Consider the following 18,542-nt stretch of genomic DNA (forward strand, 5'->3'; position numbering starts at 1 on the left):
AAAATCAAGAGCAACCCCAGGTCGCAAAATTGACAAATGTCAATATTTGTCGGAGCTTAGTCCCATTCAGGCCGCATCACAAACCACGGCAACCCGTATCTTTTTAGCAACAATCAAGCAGAACCACAGCGCTCTACCCGGTTATTCCCGCCTGCAAGCGCCTGCGGTTTGTCCACCGGCAATAAAGCAACCATGTCACAACGCACGACCCTGCTGATCGTCTACCACTCACTGACTGGCGGCACACTCCAGATGGTTGAAGCGGCCAGCACCGGCGCCCGGCAGGAGGAATCCGTCGAGGTCCGCGTGCTGCATGCCTCCCAGGCCGGCCCGCAAGACCTGCTGCAAGCTCAGGGCTATCTGTTTGCCACACCGGAGAATCTGGCCGCCATCAGCGGTCTGATGAAGGACTTCTTCGATCGAAGCTATTACGGCGTGCTCGACCGGATACAGGGCCGACCCTATGCCAGTTTGGTCTGCGCCGGCAGCGACGGTCATAACGCAGCCAGGCAGATGGAACGCATTGCCACCGGCTGGCGCCTGAAGGCCGTGGCAGAGCCGCTCATCATCTGCACCCATGCCCAGACGCCGGAGGCCATACTCGCCCCCAAACAGATACCGTCCGCCGATTTGCAGCGCTGCGAAGAATTGGGGCAATCACTGGCCACGGGACTGGCCTTGGGCATTTTTTAGAAAAACAAGGGTTTGCCCGCATCATTCCGGGCAGGACAGGCTCCATACAAAGGCAAAAATGGAGCCTTCGAATCGGCTTGTATAAATGTGCCATCATTGCTTGCGCACGCTTTTCCCCGATGCGCGCTCCCATGCAGGCATAGTCTGCGACTTCACCAGCTCTTGCGTCCATGATTGAACCAGACACCGCACGCCCCAAGCGCACGCCACGCGGCCCCAGTCCACAAAAGACCCAGGCCACACGCCGCTCCATCGTGGCGGCTGCGTTTGCAGAATTTCTGGAACACGGCTATGCGCGTGGCACCACGGCTTCGGTTGCACAGCGCGCAGGACTGTCCAAGGTCACGCTGTTTCGCTATTTCGACAGCAAGGAAGCCTTGTTCGAGGCAGTGATCCAGACACATATCGCCTCTGCCGCCGTGGCCTTGCAGTCCAGCCCCATGCACGAGCATGAATCCGTGGGCGAGTATCTGCTGCGCACGGTGGGGGCTGCGGCAGAGGTCATCGACAGCAGCGGCCGCTCTGCCACGGCCAGGCTGGTCGTCGCCGAAGGCCTGGAGTTTCCGCTGCTGGCGCAGATGTATCGCCGCTACGTGCACGATGCCCTGCTCGAGCATTTCACCCGGCTCGCGCAGCTGGCCGCCAAACGTGGCGAACTCAAGGCGCCCGAGCTGGTGCAGCACCCGGAATTGCTGCTCGCACCGCTGTGGCTGGCGATGATGAACAACACCGTCATCCATCCCGAAGTGCCCATGAATGCTGGAACCCTGTTCCGACTCCAGGTGGCTCTGCTATTCAAGATGCCATGACCTTGGATGTTGACGCGCCGAAATTTCAATGAAATCCGGCTCAATCGCTTTCTGGTAAAGCGCTAGTAGCTATCAAAAAACAAAGCCGCAGTCTTTCAGGCTGCAGCTTTTTTTATCGAGCGAGTCCGCCCATCAACCCTGCTGTGCGGCCTCGTCCCCGCCCAGCGCCTTCCACAGAGTCACACGGTTGAGCTGCTCAGACAGGCGCAGGCCTATCAGGGTCTGCTGCGCGGTATAGAGGCTGCGCTGCGCATCCAGCACCGTCAGATAGTTGTCCACGCCGGCCTTGAAGCGAGCATTCGACAAATCGAAGGCTTTTTGGGTATTGGCCACCATGCTTGTCTGGGCGGCCAGCCGCTCATCCCACTGGGCTCGGTCGGCCAGCACATCCGCCACCTCCTTGAAGGCCGTCTGCACGGACTTCTCGTACTGACTCAGCGCAATGCGCTGATTGCTTTCGGCCACCTGTACATTGGCGCGGTTGCGACCGCCATCAAAAATCGGCAGCTTGACCAGAGGGATGAAACTCCAGGTGCTGTTGTTGTTGCCGAACAAACGGTCCAGCTCGTTGCTGCCGGTACCGACACTGCCAGTGAGCGTGATGCTGGGAAACAGCGCCGCTCTGGCTGCGCCGATATTGGCATTCATGGCCTGCAGATTGCGCTCGGCGGCCTGCACATCGGGACGCTTGAGCAGTACCGATGATGGCAGGGGTACGGGCACGACCTTGAGAGCCGCAGTGTCTGCCGCACCCGTCAGGGTCTGCGCAGTAGGTAGCAGTTGCACGGGCACCGCCCCCCCCACCAGCAGTTGCAGGGCATTGCGATCTCTGTCGACCTGGGAGGTATAGCTGGCCACATCGCCGCGCGCCGTATCGACCGTGGTCTGGTTCTGGGCCAGCACCAAACCGGAGGTCGAGCCCAGTTCATGCATGCGCCGTGTCAGCTCAAAAGCCTTGATGCGGCTGTCCAGCGTGTCCTTGGCCAGCTGCAGGCGCGCCTGATCGGCCGCCAGCGTCAGCCAGGCATTGGCGACATCGGCCACCAGGCCGATCTGCACATTGCGCCGGTTGTCCTGGCTTTGCAGAAACTGCTGCAGCGAGGCTTCGCTCAGATTGCGGATGCGCCCCCACAGGTCCAGCTCATAGCTGGCGAAACCCAGCTGAGCCGTGTATTGCTCGGTGATGCTGGAACGCCCGGCCGTCGTCAGATCCCCTGCGGTGCGCGTGCGATTGCTCTGCGCCTGGGCCGTGATGCCAGGCAGCAGATCGGCTCTTGTGATGCCGTACTGGGCGCGCGCCTTCTCGATGTTTTCCAGCGCGACACGCAGATCGCGATTGTTGCTCAGCGCCAGCGCCACCACCTCGCGCAGCTGCGGCGACTGCAACCATTGCAGCGCCTGGGCCTGTTGCAGCGCCGCCTCGCTCGCCTGGGCCGGCAAGACGTTGCCGGAGACAGTCTCGGGCACGGGCAGATCAGGCGTTTTATAGGCCGGAGCCAGATTGCAGCCCGCCAGCAAGGCCGTCACTGCGGCGGCCGCCATGGTAGAAAATTTCATGCTCGGGCGCCTCATGCTGCGCTCTCCTTGTTGACGTCAGGCGCCTCATCGCTGCGCGAGCGGCTCTTGAACCAGCTGCGAACCAGCAGGAAGAACACCGGCACCAGGAAGATACCCAGCACCGTCGATGCCACCATGCCGCCCAGCACGGCCGTGCCGATGGCATTGCGACCACCGGCGCCAGCGCCGGTGCCGATGGCCAGCGGGATCACGCCGAAACCAAAGGCCAGAGAAGTCATCAGGATGGGTCGCAGACGCAGACGCACGGCTTCCACCGTCGCATCGAACAGCTTCTTGCCCTGCTCCTGCAGCTGCACCGCAAACTCCACGATCAGGATCGCGTTCTTTGCCGCAAGACCCACGGTCGTGAGCAGACCGACCTGGAAATACACATCGTTGGTCAAGCCACGGGTATAGGTCGCCAGCAGTGCGCCGACCACACCCAGCGGCACGGCCAGCATCACCGACAGCGGCACCGTCCAGCTTTCATAGAGTGCAGCCAGGCACAGGAAGACGAACAGAATCGAGATGGCATACAGCATGGGCGCCTGCGCACCGGACTGGCGCTCCTGCAAAGAAGCGCCAGTCCATTCGTAGGCAATACCGTTGGGCAGCTTCTTCAAGATATCTTCCACCGTCTCCATGGCGGTACCCGAGCTGATGCCGGCTGCGGCACGGCCTTCGAACTCATAGGCCGGGCTGCCGTTGTAGCGCAGCAGCTGGGGCGAGCCGTAGGCCCAGTAGCTTTTGGAGAAGGCTCCGAAAGGCACCATCTCGCCCTTGTTGTTGCGCACCGTCCATTTGGCGATATCGGTGGGCAGCATGCGGTACTGGGCATCGCCCATGACGTAGACACGCTTGACACGACCATTGTTCAAGAAGTCGTTCACATAGGTGCCACCCATGGCGCTGGAGAGCACGCTGTTGATGTCGCTGTACGCCAGTCCCAGCGCGGCGGCCTTGCGGTCATCCACATCCACGCGCAGCTCGCTGGCGTCTTCCAGATTGGTCGTGCGCACGGCAGTCAGCAGATTGTTGGCGCGCATTTCGCCAAGCACCTGATCACGCGCGGCGAGCAGTGCCTCGTGGCCCACACCATTGATGTCCTTGATCATGAAGTTGTAGCCCGAACTCGAACCCAGGCCGCGCACTGCAGGCGGCAGCACCACTTGCACGCGCGCATCACGGATGCTGGCCAGCTCCCTGGTCGCCTTATTCGCAATGGCCGCGGCCGATTGAGAAGGCAGCGGACGCATGCTCCAGGGCTTCAGACGGATGAAGCCGCGCGCCGAACTCTGGTCGCCGTTGAGACCGGACACCTGGTTGAAGCTGATCACATCTGGCTGCTTGGCCAGGTACTCGCGCACCTGGTCAAGCACTTCCTGAAGACGGGCATTCGAAGCACCGGAAGGCAGGTTCACGTTGACGTAGACAAAGCCCTGGTCCTCATCGGGCAGAAAGGAAGTCGGCAGCTTGGCCATCAGCAGCCAGACCGCGGCCAGCACGGCCAGGAAGATCAGCATCATGCGCTTGGCCCGGCCCAGGCTGAAGGCCACGGTGCTTTGGTAGCGATTGGCGGCGGCATCGAAATTGCGGTTGAACCAGCGGAAGAACCGGTCGTTGATGCCCAGCACCCCGGAGCGTATGGGACGCTCATGGCCGTCGCCATGGCTGCGATCCGGTGCCTTGAGAAGCGTGGCGCACAGCGCCGGTGTCAGCGTCAGGGCCACGAACACGGACAGCGCCATGGCCGCCACGATGGTGATGGAGAACTGGCGATAGATCACACCCGTGGAGCCGCCAAAGAAGGCCATGGGCACAAACACCGCCGACAGCGTGACCCCGATGCCGACCAGCGCAGGCGTGATTTCCTTCATGGACTGGCGCGTCGCCTCCTTGGGAGACTTGCCCGTCTCGTGCATCACCCGCTCCACGTTCTCGACCACCACGATGGCATCGTCCACCAGCAGGCCGATGGCCAGCACCATGGCAAACATGGTCAGGGTATTGATGGAGAAGCCCGCGACGGACAGCACGCCGAAGGTCCCAAGCAGCACCACCGGCACGGCAATGGCGGGGATCAGCGTGGCGCGGAAGTTCTGCAGGAACACGAACATCACGATCACCACCAGCACCATGGCCTCGCCCAGCGCATGCACCACTTCGCTGATCGAGGCCCGCACAAAGGGCGTGGAGTCCGAACTCACGAAATAGTCGATCTGATTGGGAAAGAAGGGCTTGAGCTCGGCCAGCTTGGCCGCCACTGCATCCGACACCGCCATGGCGTTGGCACCATCGGCCAGGATGATGCCCATGCCTGCGCCCGGCATACCATTGAGCTTGGCCTGGATGGACAGATTGTCGGCCCCCAGTTCCACCCGGGCCACGTCCTTGATGGTGACGACCGAGCCGTCATTCGACGACTTGAGCACGATGTCCTCGAACTGCTCCACGGTCTTGAGCTTGGTACGCGCCGTAATGGTCGCGTTCAGCTGCTGGTTCTGCACCGCGGGCAAGGCCCCCAGCTGACCCGCCGAGACCTGGGCATTTTGCGCGTTGAGCGCGCTGCTCAGATCGGAGGGGATCAGCCCGTACTTCTCCATCTTGGCGGGGTCCATCCAGATGCGCATGGCATAGGGCGTGCCGAAGACGTTGATGTCACCGACGCCTTCGATGCGACCGATGATGTCCACCAGATTGCTGTTGATGTAGTCGCCGATGTCCACTGCGGTCACATCTTCATCGGGCGAATAGAAGCTGTAGGTGACCAGAAAATCCTGGCCGCCCTTGTTGATGAAGACGCCACGCGTCTTCACGGAGTCCGGCAGGCGGTTGACCGCGCCCTGGATCTTGTTTTGCACCTGCACCTGCGCCACGTCGACATTGGTGCCCGGAGCAAAGGTCAGCGTGATGCGAGCCTGACCGGAGGCATTGCTGGTCGAGCTCATATAGAGCATGTTGTCGATGCCTTTGATCTGCTGCTCGATGATCTGCGTCACCGAGTTTTCGACCGTCTCGGCCGAAGCACCCGTGTACTGGGCGCCTATGGTCACGCGGGGTGGAGCGATCTCGGGATACTGCTCCAGCGGCAGCAGCTTGATCGACAAAGCCCCGGCCAGCATGATGATGATGGCGATGACCCACGCAAAGATGGGCCGATTGATGAAGAACTGAGCCATGTGTGTCGCCTGCCTTGCTTACTTCTTGGCAGGTGCATCGGCAGCGGCCTGCACGGGCGGCTCGCCCCGCTGGCTCTTGCGCTCGGCCTTGGCCTTCAGATCCACCTCCACGGTCTGAACCTTGTCGCCGGGCTTGATGCGCTGAAAGCCATCCACCATCACACGCTCGCCTGCTTTCAGGCCCGTCTTGAGCAACCAGAAAGCGCCTACGGCGCGGTCCAGTTCCACATCCCGCTTTTCAACCACATCGCCGTCCTTGACGACCATGACATTGGCACGGCCGGTCAGATCGCGGGTCACCGACTGCTGCGGCACCAGCAAGGCATCGGGTGCCAGGGCCGTTGGCAGCAAGGCCTTCACATACATGCCGGGCATGAGCATGCCGTCGGGATTGGGCACCTCGGCGCGCAGGGTCAGCGTGCCGGTCGTGTCGTTGACGATCACGCCCGCAAAGGCCAGCTTGCCCTGATGCGGGTAGTCGCTGCCGTCGTCGAGCTGGATGCGCACGGGAATCTTGTTGCCTTCCACCTTCTGGTAGCGGCCGGAATCCAGATCGCGCTTGAGCTGCATCAGATCGGTGCTGGACTGGGTGAAGTCCACATACATGGGGTCCAACCGCACGATGGTGGTGAGCGCCGTGGCCTGATTGGCCGTGACCAGCGCACCGGGCGTGACGGCAGACAGCGCGATGCGACCGCCGATAGGGGCTTCGATCCGGCTGTACTTGAGATTGATGCGTGCGGTTTCCAGATTCGCCTTGGCCACGGCCACATCCGATGCGGACTGGGCCGCTGCCGCCTGGCTTTCGTCAAACGCCTGCTTGCTGATCGCGTCGATCTTGACCAGCTCGGCATTGCGCCGTGCCGTTGCAGCCAGCGTGCGCTGGCTGGCTTCGGCCTTGGCCACGGCGGCCGCAGCACTGGCCTCGGCCGCCTTCAACGACGCGGCGTCGATCTGATAGAGCTGCTGGCCCTGTTTGACCAGAGCACCTTCGGTGAACAAGCGCTGCTGAATGATGCCCGAGACCTGGGGACGCACTTCGGCCGTCATGAAGGCACGGGTGCGCCCCGGCAGGCTGGCATCCAGCTGCTGGCTTTGCGACTGCAAGGTGACCACGCCGACCTTCGGCTCGGACTTGGGCGGGCCTTTTTGCTCCGCCTCGGACTTGGAGCAGCCCGCCAGCGCAGCGGCAATCAGCATGGCTCCCACAGCCAGTGTCCAGCGCTGCTGGCGATGACCTTGCTGGCTTGCACTGGGAAGGCAAGAAAAATGCGCCTCTCGGCGCGGGCTCAGCGAAGCGGGCTGGTCAATCTTCATACGTGGAGCGGTCTGAACTAAAGAACTTGTCAACATTGTGCGCCGACAATATTAATAAAATGTAAAGTAGCCAAAGGCGCAATGACATGCCGGCAATCACCCGCTTGCCATTCTCCTGTCATGCGGGCATGCGGCGTCGCAGCGGTCTCTGGCTTGAGACACCACTGTAGAAAACCTTGGCAGCAAGGCTCCTCGTCATAACGGACTAGAGCCGGAACCCGCAAAACCCCGGAATCGGCAACTGGCTGCGCTCTCTATATCAGGACAAAAGCAGCTTTTGCTGCCAAATCAATGCTGCTGCTTGCCCGGACGTACGCGCAAGATGCTGAAAACTCCGGCCAGCGCCGCAAAACCGCCGGCCACAGCCAGCGCCAGCAGTTCAGCATTGCCGCCATGCCCGCCCGAGATGGCAAAGATGGTGGCCAGCACCACGGCACCCAGTGTCTGACCTGTCATGCGGGCAGAACTGAGCATGCCGCCCGCGGCACCGCTGCGCGACATGGGGGCCGAAGTGACGATAGTGTGATTGTTGGGCGACTGGTAGAGCGCGAAGCCGCTGCCCGCCAGCAGCATGCGCCAGACCATGTCCCAGTGCGCCACATCGACCGGCATGGCCGCCAGCAGCCACAGTCCACAGGCAAACATGGCCATGCCGATGCCGCCCAGCAACCCGTCGGGATACTTGCCGATCAGGCGTCCGGCCACCGGCGCCGTCAGCACGGTGGCCAGCGGCCAGGCCGTGATCAGCATGCCTGCCTCCATGGGTGACAGACCGCGCGCCTCCAGCAGCAGGAACGGCAAGGCCAGATAGGACAGCATCTGCGCGCAGAAGGCCGAGACCGAGCCGCACATCGACAGCCGGAACACGGGAATGCGCATCAGATCGACGGGGAACAGCGGAGCTGTCTTGTGCCACTGACGGCGCAGATAGACATAGCCGACCACCAGCCCGGCGCCCAGCAGCCACCAGCCCGAAGGCATCAGCGGGCTGCCCGCAGCCCCCTGATCCTGCCCCATGCGCACGCCCAGTTGCTCACCGCCCAGGAAAAGCAGGGTGAACATCAGAATATTGAGCAATACGTCAAGCGCCGCTATCGGCTCGCCATTCTTGCGCACCACGGGGTTGGCCGGCAGCGCCTTGCGCCCCATCCACAAGGTCATCAAGCCCAGCGGCACGTTGATGGCAAACAGCCAGGGCCAGCTGGCAACCGACAGGATGGCAGCGGCCACCGAAGGCCCGGCCATGGACGAGGTCGCCACCACCAGCGAGTTGATGGCCATGCCGCGCCCCAGCATGGCACGCGGATAGGTCAAGCGCACCAGCGCCGCATTGACGCTCATGATGCCCGCTGCACCCATGCCTTGAAACACGCGCGCTGCAATCAGCGTGCTCAGCGAGCTGGCCAGCGTGGCCGCCACCGAGGCAATGACAAACACCGTCATGCCCAGCAGATAGATGCGCCGATAACCCAGGCGCTCGCCCAGGGCTGCCAGCGGCAGCAGCAGCACCAGGCCGGCCAGCTGATAGGCGTTGACCACCCAGAGCGTCAGGGCCGAGCTGGCCTGCAGCTCGCGCGCAATGGCGGGCAAGGCCAGATTGACAATGCTGCTGTCCAGCACCGACAGCGTCAGTCCCAGAATGATGACCAGCATGGCGCGGCCACGCGCACCTTCAGGCAGGCCGTCGTAGGCAGGGGAAGCTTGAGCAGTGCTCTCAGTCATGGGCGACTCGGTGCACACGGCCCAGCGTGATCCAGGTCAGCGCCACGCCCACCAGGGCGCCGGTCGCCATGCCCACCACCATGGGCAGGGGCTTGCCATTGGAAAAGTGCCCCACGATCTGCATGGCCGCAGCGCCGCTCAGCATCTGCAGCGTTCCCAGCAAGGCGGAGGCCGTGCCCGCAATCTCGCCATGCTCTTCCAGGGCCAGCACCGAGGTCGTGGGAATCACCAGGCCCATGAAGGCGCTGGCAATGAAGTACAGCACGATCAGCACCGCCAGCTTCTCGCCGCCCAGCAGGTAATAGAGCAGCAATGCTGCCATGGTCAGGCCCGAAGCAGAAGCCGCAGCCTTGACCACATTGACCAGGCCAAAGCGCTGGCCCAGCCGCCCCGTCAGCTGCGCCGCGCCGATAAAGGCGATGGAGTTCAGCGCAAACGCCATGCTGTACTGGGTGGACGAGAGGCCGTAGTAGTTGATGAGCACAAAGGGCGAGCCCGCCAGATAGACGAAAAAGCCCGCCATGGCGCAGCCGCCGATGAACACCAGGCCCAGGTAATGCCAGTCACGCAGCAGGACCAGATAGGCCTTGAGCGCACCGCCAAGGCTGCTGTCCAGCCGCGCCTCGGCCGTGCGGGTCTCTTCCACGCCACGCCACGTGGCGATCAGGCCCAGCACGGCTGCTGCCGCCACCACCCAGAACACGGCACGCCAGCCGGCCAGGGAAATCACGCCGCTGCCGGCCAGGGGCGCCAGAATCGGCGAGACGCTGAACACCAGCATCAGCAGCGACATCATGCGCGCGGCCGCGTGGCCGGTATGCAGATCGCGCACCACGGCACGCGGCACGGCCATGCAGGCCGCAGCGCCCAGACCCTGCACAAAGCGAAACGCCACCAGGGTCTCGATATTCGGAGCCAGCGCGCATCCCACGCTGGCGACGGCAAAAACCGTCAGACCAAAGTACAGCGGCGGCTTGCGGCCCAGCATGTCGGAGACCGGCCCATAGAGCAGCTGGCCCACACCAATGGAGAGAAAGAACGCGGTCAGGCTGGCTTGCACGGCCCCGACCTGGGCATCCAGGCTGGCGCCGATCTGGGGCAAGGCCGGCAGATACATATCGATGGCGAAAGGCCCGATGGCCGACAACAGGCCCAGGATCAGAACCAGACGCAGGGAGACAGAAGCTTGCATAGGGGTGTGATTGTCGTGGTAACTTGATTTATGTGCTGAGCAATTGCCGGTTTCCTGTATGACCTTGCAGGCTCACGCCAGTCCGCCGGGCAGCGCCTGTGCCTAAGCCTTCAATTACGAGGCTTTAGACCCGGTCATCCAGGCGATGACTGCATGGACAACCAGCACAATGGGCTCAACCACCCTTCCCTGCTCTCGCCGTGACTGCTGCAAGCTCCTTCCCACGTCTGCCCTTTTCGCTGCCCACCGCGCTCGCTGCACTATGCTTGGCGGCTGGACCAACTGGTGCACAGCCCGCGCCTGCTGCCCCTGCCTTTCAGCTCTCGCCCGATGCCAGCATGGTGATAGACACGCGCGCCAGGCTGGCCTGGCCGCGCTGCGCCGAGGGCATGAGCTGGAATGGCAAGGCCTGCAGCGGCCAGGCCGAGGTCTTCAGCTACAAGCAGGCCATGAGCCATGCCGCAGAACGCAGCAAGGCCGAAAACCTGCGCTGGCGCCTGCCGCGCGTCAATGAACTCAAACGCCTGCTGGACCGCAGCAGCAAGCCCCAGGGCCTGAACCCGGAACTCTTTCCCAATGCGCCACGCGACTGGCACTGGACGGGTACGGCCGCCGTGAATGCCCAGCGCCTGAACACCTACAACTACGCCCAGGTGGACAAATCCAGCAGCCTCTCCGGCCTCTCGGCCCAGCAGGCCTGGGCGGTCAACACCGAGACACTGCAGGCCGTGCCCGATATGGGCAAGGGCAATGCCTTGCTGCTGCGCCTGGTGCGCCCTGCCACCGAGGCCGAACTCGGCACCCAGGCTCCGGCCGCACCATGAAAAAAGCCTTGCCGCTTTGGCAAGGCTTTTTCAACTCCCGCCGGCTCAGCCAGCGCGCAGCGCTGCCTTGAGGCTCTCGCCCAGTTCGGGCTTGTGCGCAAACGGATCCGTCGGGTTGCGGCCCTGAACCACATCTTCCAGGCGCACCTGCACCGAACCCAGGGCCTGCGGGTGGCTGTAGATATAGAACTGGCCCGAGGCCATGGCATCGAACACCTTCTGCGCCACCTCGGTCGCCGTGACCTTGCCCGAGCCCACGGCCTTGTCGGTCATGGCCTGGCCTATCTTCTGGCTGGCCGTCAAAGGCTGCGCCTCCAGGCCCTGGGGACGGTTGCGCTCGCTATGACCTATGCCCGTGGGCACGAAGAAGGGGCAGAGCAGACTGGCACTGACCTGGTCCGAGACCAGGGCCAGGTCCTGGTACAGCGTCTCGGTCAGTGACACCACAGCGTGCTTGCTGACGTTGTAGATGCCCATGTTCGGCGGCGCCAGCAGACCTGCCATGCTGGCGGTGTTGACGATATGGCCTTCGAAGGCGGGATCGGCCTTGGCGGCCTCCAGCATCATGGGCGTGAACAGGCGTACGCCATGGATTACGCCCCAGACATTGACGCCCAGCACCCATTGCCAGTCGGCAACAGTGTTTTCCCAGACCAGGCCGCCCGCGCCGACGCCCGCGTTGTTGAAGACAAAGTGCGGCGCACCAAAGGTTTCCTTGACTTCGGCTGCCAGTCGCTCCATCTGCGCCGCATCCGAGACATCGACCCTGCGCGCCAGCACCTTGGCACCAGCAGCCTTGAGCTCGGTCTCGGCCTTGTCCAGCGCCTCCTGCTGCACATCGACCAGCACCAGATTCATGCCTCTGGCGGCTCCGATGCGCGCGCACTCCAGCCCGAAGCCCGAGCCCGCACCAGTCAGAACCGCCGTCTTTCCCGCGAAATTCGTGATCATTCTTGTCTCCGTATTTATTTGGACGCAGCTCAAATGCGCTTCCACACTCGAAACCGGTGCGGCACAACCAAGGGACAGCAAGCAAGGGCCTATGCCGGCCGCGCCGCCCCGCAGCGAGGCTGTCGCCCCCCTTCCATAGCGCGCAGCGCGTAGAGAAAGGGGGCGCCCGGCTAGGGGAAGGCGCAAAGCGCCTCAGGGGGTTAGAGCAGCTTCACCAGCTGCTTGCCGAAGTTCTTGCCCTTGAGCAGGCCCAGGAACGCGCCGGGCGCCGAGGCCAGACCTTGGGAGATCGTTTCGCGCGGCTTGAGCTTGCCAGCTGCCACCAGACCGCCCAGCTCGGTCAGGGCCTCGCCCCAGACTTCCATGTGCTCGCTGACGATAAAGCCTTCGAGCTTGATGCGGTTGACCAGCAGCAGCGCCGGGTTGGCCAGCGGCAGGGGCTGGCCGTCATAGCCGGCAATCATTCCGCACAAGGCCACACGCGCAAAGGCATTGGTGCGCAGCAGCACGGCGTCGAAAATATAGCCGCCCACGTTCTCGAAATAGCCGTCGATGCCGTTGGGGCAGGCATCCTTCAAGGCCTTGGCCATGGTCTTGACATCGGGGTGCTCGCGGTAATCGATGCATGCATCAAAGCCCAGTTCATGCACGGCGTAGCGGCATTTCTCGGCACCGCCCGCAATGCCCACCACGCGGCAGCCACGTGCCTTGGCCAGCGCCACAAAGGCGCTGCCCACGGCACCGGTGGCAGCGCTGACGACCATGGTTTCACCGGCCTTGGGGTTGATGATCTTGACCAGGCCATACCAGGCCGTCACGCCCGGCATGCCCACGGCGCCCAGATAGTAGGACAGCGGCACATGGGTGGTATCGACCTTGCGCAGCGCGCCGGGCACGCTGGGGTCGAGCAGCGAGTATTCCTGCCAGCCGCCCATGCCGACCACCTTGTCGCCGGCCTTGAACTTGGGGTGGCGGCTCTCGACGATCTCGCCTACCGTGCCGCCCTGCATGACCTCGCCCAGCGGCTGGGGCTGGGCATAGCTCTTGGAGTCGTTCATGCGGCCGCGCATATAGGGGTCCAGGCTCAGATAGTGGTGGCGCACCAGCACCTGGCCCTCGCCCACGGCGGGCAGAGGCGACTGCACCAGCTTGAAATTGCTCTCCACCGCCTCGCCCTGGGGGCGATTGTCCAGAAGGATTTGCTGATTGACCGTCATGTTTCGTCTCCTGTTTGAACTTCAGATTTCATAGCTGCAAGCGCTTGACATGCCTCACACTTGAAGCCGATAACACACAAAACAACAATAGGAAAAGCGGTGGCTGCTCATAAAAACAGAGCAACCGATCCGTACTCAATCCGTGGGCAGGGCTTGCAATCCGCCTTCGGCCGCAGGCCTGCGCTTCATGTACTTGAAGGTGCCCGTGGCATGCACGCAGAGTCGGCCCTGTGCATCGTAGATGCGGCCTTCGGTAAAAGCCATGGTGCCGGTGCGATGCAGCAGCACGCCCTTGCCCACCAGCGGGCCATTGGCCGCCTGCATGAACGAAGTTTTCATCTCGATGGTGACCACACCTTGCTCGAAGTCCACGCTGCGCGCAGCCACGGCCATGGTCACATCCATCAACGTCATCGAGGCTCCGCCATGGGTGATGCCAAAGGAATTCAGATGTTCGGGACGCGGTGTGAAGTGCAGCTCGGACTCACCGTTCTCCATCTTGTGGAGGGTGAAGCCCAGCTCATGCACAAAGGGAATTTCAGGACCAAATGACAACACCGCGAAACCTTTCAGAAGAGTGATGCGCCGCAGACTGCAGCTGCTGAACCGTGAATGTAAGCGCGGCGGACAGCCTCAGAATGCTGCACCGCACAAAAAACATGACTCACTCTTCATCCGCCACTATCAACCACCGACCAGAGCGCTCACGCCGCCATCCACGGCCATCCACTGGCCCGTGATGTGCTTGCCGGCATCGCTGGCATAGAGCAGCGTCAGGCCCTTGAGATCCTCATCGTCGCCCAGGCGGCGCAGCGGCGCATGGGAGCGCATTTCGTCCTCGCCCAATGTCTCGATCAGCACGGCTGCCATCTTGGTCTTGAAAAAGCCCGGGCAGATGGCGTTGACGGTGATGCCGTGCTCGCCCCACTCGCCGGCCAGCGCGCGCGTGAAATTGATGACTGCGCCCTTGGAGGTGTTGTAGGCAATGGTCTTCATGCCCGTGGGATTGCCGCCCAGGCCGGCGATCGAGGCCAGATTGATGATGCGGCCGCTCTTGCGCTCCAGCATGGACAGGCGGGCGATCTGCTGGCTCAGCAGAAAATAGCCGCGCACATTCAGGTTCATCACCTTGTCCCAGGCCGCCGTCGGGTGGTCTTCGGCCGGCGCACCCCAGCTGGCTCCGGCATTGTTGATCAGGATGTCCACATGGCCGAGACGCTGCACGGCCTCCTTGGCCAGGCGCGTGATATCGGCCTCGTCCGAGCAGTCGGCAGCAATCCAGTCGGCCTCTATGCCAGCGGCCTTGAGCTCGGCAGCGGCCTCTTCCAGATCCTTGGCCTTGCGCGAGCTCAGCAAAATCTTCGCGCCGGCCTCGCCCAGCGCATGCGCCATCTGCAGACCCAGGCCACGCGAGCCGCCGGTCACCAGGGCCGTCTTGCCCGAGAGGTCGAAAAGTTGCTGCACCGTACGTGTCATTCTCATGTCTCCTGTTTGTTTTCAAGGTTCAAACCGGGTGCGCAGTGCCTTGCAAGGCCTGCCCGTCAAAAGCTGCATGAATTGTGCGGGCGCCTCAGACGCTGTGTTGTCACCTGCGTGTCGGCGCTGTCCCGCAGGTGGCAGAGCCCGCGCTGGCGCGGCTTGCAGGGTCTGCCAGCTGCAGCAAGGCAAAGCGCATCCGGCGCCTTCAATCGGCATCAATCGGCAAACAGCGACTGCGTGCCGCCCCAGGCCCCGCCTTCGATCTCCAGCATGCGCAGCTTGGTCAAAGCGCCCTGACCGCCCGAGAAGCCTCCCGGTGCCCGCCCTGCGGCCAGCACGCGATGACAGGGAACAATCGGCGCAAACGGATTCGCACCCAGGGCCTGGCCCACGGCGCGCGCAGCACCGGCCTCACCCAGCGCTGCTGCAACTTCACCATAAGTGCTGGTCCGGCCTGGCGCCAGGGCGCGCGTGAAGGCATAGACCCGGCTGTGAAATGCAGTCACGGCGAACTCGTCGAGTGCAATCTCCTGCAGGTCAGGCAGAACACCAACCGCGCCTTGCCCCCTGTCCTGCCGCATATCTCCCAGCACGCCGGCAGCCACGGCCTCTGCACCGGGCTGCGCCCAGGCCTGTTCGCCCTGAGAACTCAGGCCTGCCAGCAGACACTGCACCCCGGCCATGGCCTGCAGCGCAAAGCCCGGAACCGCGGAGATGGAGGTCACGGCTCCATAGGCCGCAGGCCCGCGCTGCGGCTGCAGCGCATGGCGTTTGCTCAGGCCCAGCAGCATGCGCTCCCGGGTCTCGCCCCAGCTGGCCTCTGGCAGTTGCACGGCGCAGATGGCACTGGCATTCCAGGCCAGCCCGCATGCACCGATGCGCGTGACAAACAGGGCATGTCCGGGGAAAGGCAATGAAGCAGCGTGATTCATGGCCACAGTCTACAAAACGCAGCCAGAGGTGGCTGTTTAAAAATTCTCCAATAACTGGATACAAAAACAGCTAATTACTGTATATTTAAACAGTCAAAACACTGTGGATATACGGACATGCAAGAAGCCCATTTCACCGTCTCTCTTTGCGACTACCCCGAGCTGCCCGAGGACAAACGCCAGCAGGCCGAGGCACGCTATGCGCGTGTACTGGCCCGCCAGCTCGGCGGAGAGGAACAGGTCGGCGAAGCACTGTCTCTGGTGCAAGGCCTGGAAGACACCCCGCCCGAAGAGATCACCGACGACGCCAAGCTCACCTTCCAGCGCTGGATGAAAGCGGCTCGCGCCGCGGCCGAGGCCGGCCTGCAAGGCATTGGCGGCACCGAAAGCTGTTTTTTCGATGTGCGGCGCATCTACCACTGAGTGAACGGACGCGGGCGGCGCGAGTCCCGAGGCCGTCAGCGCCGGCCCGGGCCGCCAACCATTGCAAGGGGCATGTGCCGCCCTGGCCACCGGAGCTCGCTGCAATGCCTACACTGGCGGCTTGTTTGACCGTGTGACTGTTCTCTCTCCATGCAAGCCCTGCTAGCCGCCATTGCCCAGATGCCCTTTCCCACCGATGCCCAGCGCATCTTTCATGGCCGCGGTGGGCGGTATCCAGGCTGCGAGCAGATCTCGCTGGATGCTTTTGCGCCTGTCATCGTGCTGACCAGCTTTGCCCCCATGGAGGAAACACAGCTGAGCCAGATCGGTCAGGCGCTGGAGCAGCGCTGGCAGCAGATCGCCCCGGCAGGCCAGCCTCTGACCTGGGCCTTCCAGAGCCGTGAGAGCGGCGGCAAGGTCGAAACCCGCGTCATGGCCGGCGAGCTGCCCGAGCCTCATGTGGTCACAGAAAACGGCGCCCGCTATCTGATCCATATCGCACGCGGGCAGAACCACGGCCTGTTCCTCGACATGGCCGCCGGCCGCGACTGGGTGCGCCGGCAGGTACTGGCCCATGAGCGGCCCGAGCGCATGAAGGTGCTCAATCTGTTTGCCTATACCTGCGCGTTCTCGGTCGTGGCCAAGCTGGCCGGCGCGGGCCAGGTTCTCAATATGGACATGAGCAAGGGCGCTCTGGCCACGGGTCAGCACAACCATCAACTCAACGGCGTCAAGGCCGGCGCCAGCTTCGCCGCCCACGATATTTTCAGCAGCTGGGGCAAGATCAACCGCAGCGGACCGTACGACCTGATCGTCGTGGACCCACCCAGCTACCAAAAAGGCAGCTTCATCGCCACCAAGGACTATGCGCGCCTGATGCGCCGCCTGCCCGATCTGCTGGTGCCGGGCGGCCAGGTGCTGCTGTGCCTGAACGCCCCCGAACTCGGCACCGACTTTCTGCGCGAGCACATGACGGAAATCGCTCCCGAGCTGCAGTTTGTCGAGCGCCTGGCCAACCCGGCCGTATTTGCCGATGTGAACGAAGAGCGCAGCCTCAAGGTCATGGTCTATCGCGCTCCTGCGCTGGCGGCGGACCAGCAGCCATGAGCGAGGGCACACATCAGGGCCGCAGCCTGCCTCTGCAGCCCGTGGACCCGGCTCTGGCACGCACGCTGCAGCGCTTTGCCCGGCTCGATGCGGAGACGCCGACCCCGCAGCTCAACTATGTGCAACGCCGGCGTCTGCTCAGCGAGCTGCAGGCAGGGCTGATTCGCTCCGCCCTGCCCGGCATTTCCAGGGCCGAGCATTTCGTGGCGGCCGAGGGCCGCGAGATCTGCGTGCGCAGCTATCGCAAGCAAGGTGCGGGCAGCGGCCGGACGCTGGTCTGGCTGCATGGCGGCGGCTGGATGGTGGGCGATCTCAACACCCATGACGACCTGTGCGAGCATCTGGCCCAATTTAGCGGCCATACCGTGCTGTCCGTGCATTACCGCCGCACCCCCGAGAGCCGCTTTCCCGCGCCGCTGGACGATGTGATGGCCGTGCTGCAGTGGCTGAGCGATATGCGCGGACTGCTGCCTTTTGTGGCTGAGCAGGTCCTGCTCGGAGGCGATAGCGCTGGCGCCCATCTGGCGCTGGCAGCGGCCGTACGCCAGATTCAGCAACCCAGCGATGCCTCCCGCATCGCGGGCCTGCTGCTGCTCTACCCGCCGCTTGAGCCCGATCAGGACAATGACAGCATGCGCCGCTTTGCCACAGGCTTCGGGCTCACGCCCGCCGCCATGCAGCGCTACTGGCAGGAACTGGGCAGGCCCGAGGGCCAGGCCTCGCAATGGCTGACGCCGGGCTGCTGCAGCGCAGCCATCGCTGCTTTGCCGCCCACGCTGCTGATGACGGCCAGCCACGATATTCTGCGCGACGAGGCCGAAGCCTTTGCCCATGCAGCCCAGGCCCTGGGCGCACCGCTGCAGCTTTTGCGCGCGCCGGCCATGGTCCACGGCTTTGCGCGCATGCTGGCTGCCAGCCCGGCGGCGCGTCAGCAGGTCGAGCTCGCCTGCTCGGCCTGGGCGGAACTAATAGGCCGCCAACGTCCTCAGAGCAAATAAGCTTTGCTCTCCAGACGGGTAGCGGCATGGCCGTGCAGGTGTACGCTGCACGGCGCCGGGCGCCGCCCCGCCCCTTTCAAACACAGTACCTCGACGCTGATGCATCAAGCATCCGACGCTCGCCGCCATATCTTTCTTAGTC

16 protein-coding genes are annotated in these 18,542 nt (G+C 63.4%); 6 read left to right on the top strand and 10 right to left on the bottom strand.

Going from position 1 to position 18,542, the window contains the following annotated elements; genetic code table 11:
• Positions 1 to 192 precede the first annotated feature (192 nt).
• Together FSY45_RS06795 and FSY45_RS06800 are read left to right on the top strand one after the other, a co-directional pair.
• Positions 193 to 693, top strand: coding sequence for a flavodoxin family protein (locus tag FSY45_RS06795; RefSeq protein ID WP_003062406.1), 501 nt, complete (start codon positions 193 to 195; stop codon positions 691 to 693).
• Between the two features lie 170 nt (positions 694 to 863).
• Positions 864 to 1,502, top strand: a complete 639-nt coding sequence (locus FSY45_RS06800; RefSeq protein WP_003062413.1) for a TetR/AcrR family transcriptional regulator — start codon at positions 864 to 866, stop codon at positions 1,500 to 1,502.
• Between the two features lie 132 nt (positions 1,503 to 1,634).
• On the opposite strand, the gene FSY45_RS06805 is transcribed toward FSY45_RS06800, so the two are convergent.
• The 5 genes from FSY45_RS06805 to FSY45_RS06825 form a co-directional block, all read right to left on the bottom strand.
• Complete coding sequence (locus tag FSY45_RS06805) at positions 1,635 to 3,074, bottom strand: efflux transporter outer membrane subunit (RefSeq protein ID WP_046460251.1); 1,440 nt, start codon at positions 3,072 to 3,074, stop codon at positions 1,635 to 1,637.
• A complete protein-coding gene (locus FSY45_RS06810) occupies positions 3,071 to 6,238 on the bottom strand; it encodes an efflux RND transporter permease subunit (protein ID WP_046460250.1) in 3,168 nt (1,055 codons plus the stop codon). The genes FSY45_RS06805 and FSY45_RS06810 overlap by 4 nt, the downstream gene beginning before the upstream one ends.
• Before the next feature lie 18 nt (positions 6,239 to 6,256).
• Entirely contained in the window at positions 6,257 to 7,555 is a 1,299-nt protein-coding gene (locus tag FSY45_RS06815; RefSeq protein WP_046460249.1) for an efflux RND transporter periplasmic adaptor subunit, read from the bottom strand.
• A 288-nt stretch (positions 7,556 to 7,843) separates the two neighbouring features.
• Positions 7,844 to 9,277, bottom strand: a complete 1,434-nt coding sequence (locus FSY45_RS06820) for an MFS transporter (RefSeq protein WP_046460248.1) — start codon at positions 9,275 to 9,277, stop codon at positions 7,844 to 7,846.
• Positions 9,270 to 10,469, bottom strand: coding sequence for a multidrug effflux MFS transporter (locus FSY45_RS06825; protein WP_003062420.1), 1,200 nt, complete (start codon positions 10,467 to 10,469; stop codon positions 9,270 to 9,272). Before FSY45_RS06825 ends, FSY45_RS06820 begins: the two co-directional genes overlap by 8 nt.
• A 338-nt stretch (positions 10,470 to 10,807) precedes the next feature.
• Here FSY45_RS06825 and FSY45_RS06830 point away from each other — a divergent pair, with 338 nt between their 5' ends.
• Positions 10,808 to 11,293, top strand: coding sequence for a DUF1566 domain-containing protein (locus FSY45_RS06830; protein ID WP_034361446.1), 486 nt, complete (start codon positions 10,808 to 10,810; stop codon positions 11,291 to 11,293).
• A 45-nt stretch (positions 11,294 to 11,338) separates the two neighbouring features.
• Here FSY45_RS06830 and FSY45_RS06835 read toward each other — a convergent pair whose 3' ends face one another.
• From FSY45_RS06835 to FSY45_RS06855, 5 genes are all read right to left on the bottom strand, one after another.
• The gene (locus FSY45_RS06835) at positions 11,339 to 12,244 is read right to left on the bottom strand and encodes an SDR family oxidoreductase (protein WP_046460247.1); all 906 of its coding nucleotides are present in this window, start codon (positions 12,242 to 12,244) and stop codon (positions 11,339 to 11,341) included.
• Positions 12,245 to 12,444: 200 nt separating this feature from the next.
• Positions 12,445 to 13,461, bottom strand: coding sequence for an NADP-dependent oxidoreductase (locus tag FSY45_RS06840; RefSeq protein WP_003062427.1), 1,017 nt, complete (start codon positions 13,459 to 13,461; stop codon positions 12,445 to 12,447).
• A 135-nt stretch (positions 13,462 to 13,596) separates the two neighbouring features.
• A complete protein-coding gene (locus FSY45_RS06845; protein WP_046460246.1) occupies positions 13,597 to 14,019 on the bottom strand; it encodes a PaaI family thioesterase in 423 nt (140 codons plus the stop codon).
• Positions 14,020 to 14,145: 126 nt separating this feature from the next.
• Entirely contained in the window at positions 14,146 to 14,937 is a 792-nt protein-coding gene (locus FSY45_RS06850; RefSeq protein WP_003062433.1) for an SDR family oxidoreductase, read from the bottom strand.
• A gap of 218 nt (positions 14,938 to 15,155) precedes the next feature.
• Entirely contained in the window at positions 15,156 to 15,872 is a 717-nt protein-coding gene (locus tag FSY45_RS06855; RefSeq protein ID WP_046460245.1) for a methylated-DNA--[protein]-cysteine S-methyltransferase, read from the bottom strand.
• Positions 15,873 to 15,989: 117 nt separating this feature from the next.
• Here FSY45_RS06855 and FSY45_RS06860 point away from each other — a divergent pair, with 117 nt between their 5' ends.
• From FSY45_RS06860 to FSY45_RS06870, 3 genes are all read left to right on the top strand, one after another.
• Positions 15,990 to 16,295, top strand: coding sequence for a hypothetical protein (locus FSY45_RS06860; RefSeq protein WP_034380842.1), 306 nt, complete (start codon positions 15,990 to 15,992; stop codon positions 16,293 to 16,295).
• 150 nt (positions 16,296 to 16,445) lie between these two features.
• Positions 16,446 to 17,402 (top strand): class I SAM-dependent methyltransferase, encoded by a 957-nt coding sequence (locus tag FSY45_RS06865; RefSeq protein ID WP_046460244.1) that lies wholly within the window; start codon positions 16,446 to 16,448, stop codon positions 17,400 to 17,402.
• Complete coding sequence (locus tag FSY45_RS06870) at positions 17,399 to 18,400, top strand: alpha/beta hydrolase fold domain-containing protein (protein ID WP_046460243.1); 1,002 nt, start codon at positions 17,399 to 17,401, stop codon at positions 18,398 to 18,400. The genes FSY45_RS06865 and FSY45_RS06870 overlap by 4 nt, the downstream gene beginning before the upstream one ends.
• Positions 18,401 to 18,542: the final 142 nt, after the last annotated feature.

The sequence above is a fragment of the Comamonas sp. Z1 genome, assembly GCF_008121555.1.
In the GTDB taxonomy this organism is placed as follows: domain Bacteria; phylum Pseudomonadota; class Gammaproteobacteria; order Burkholderiales; family Burkholderiaceae_C; genus Comamonas; species Comamonas thiooxydans.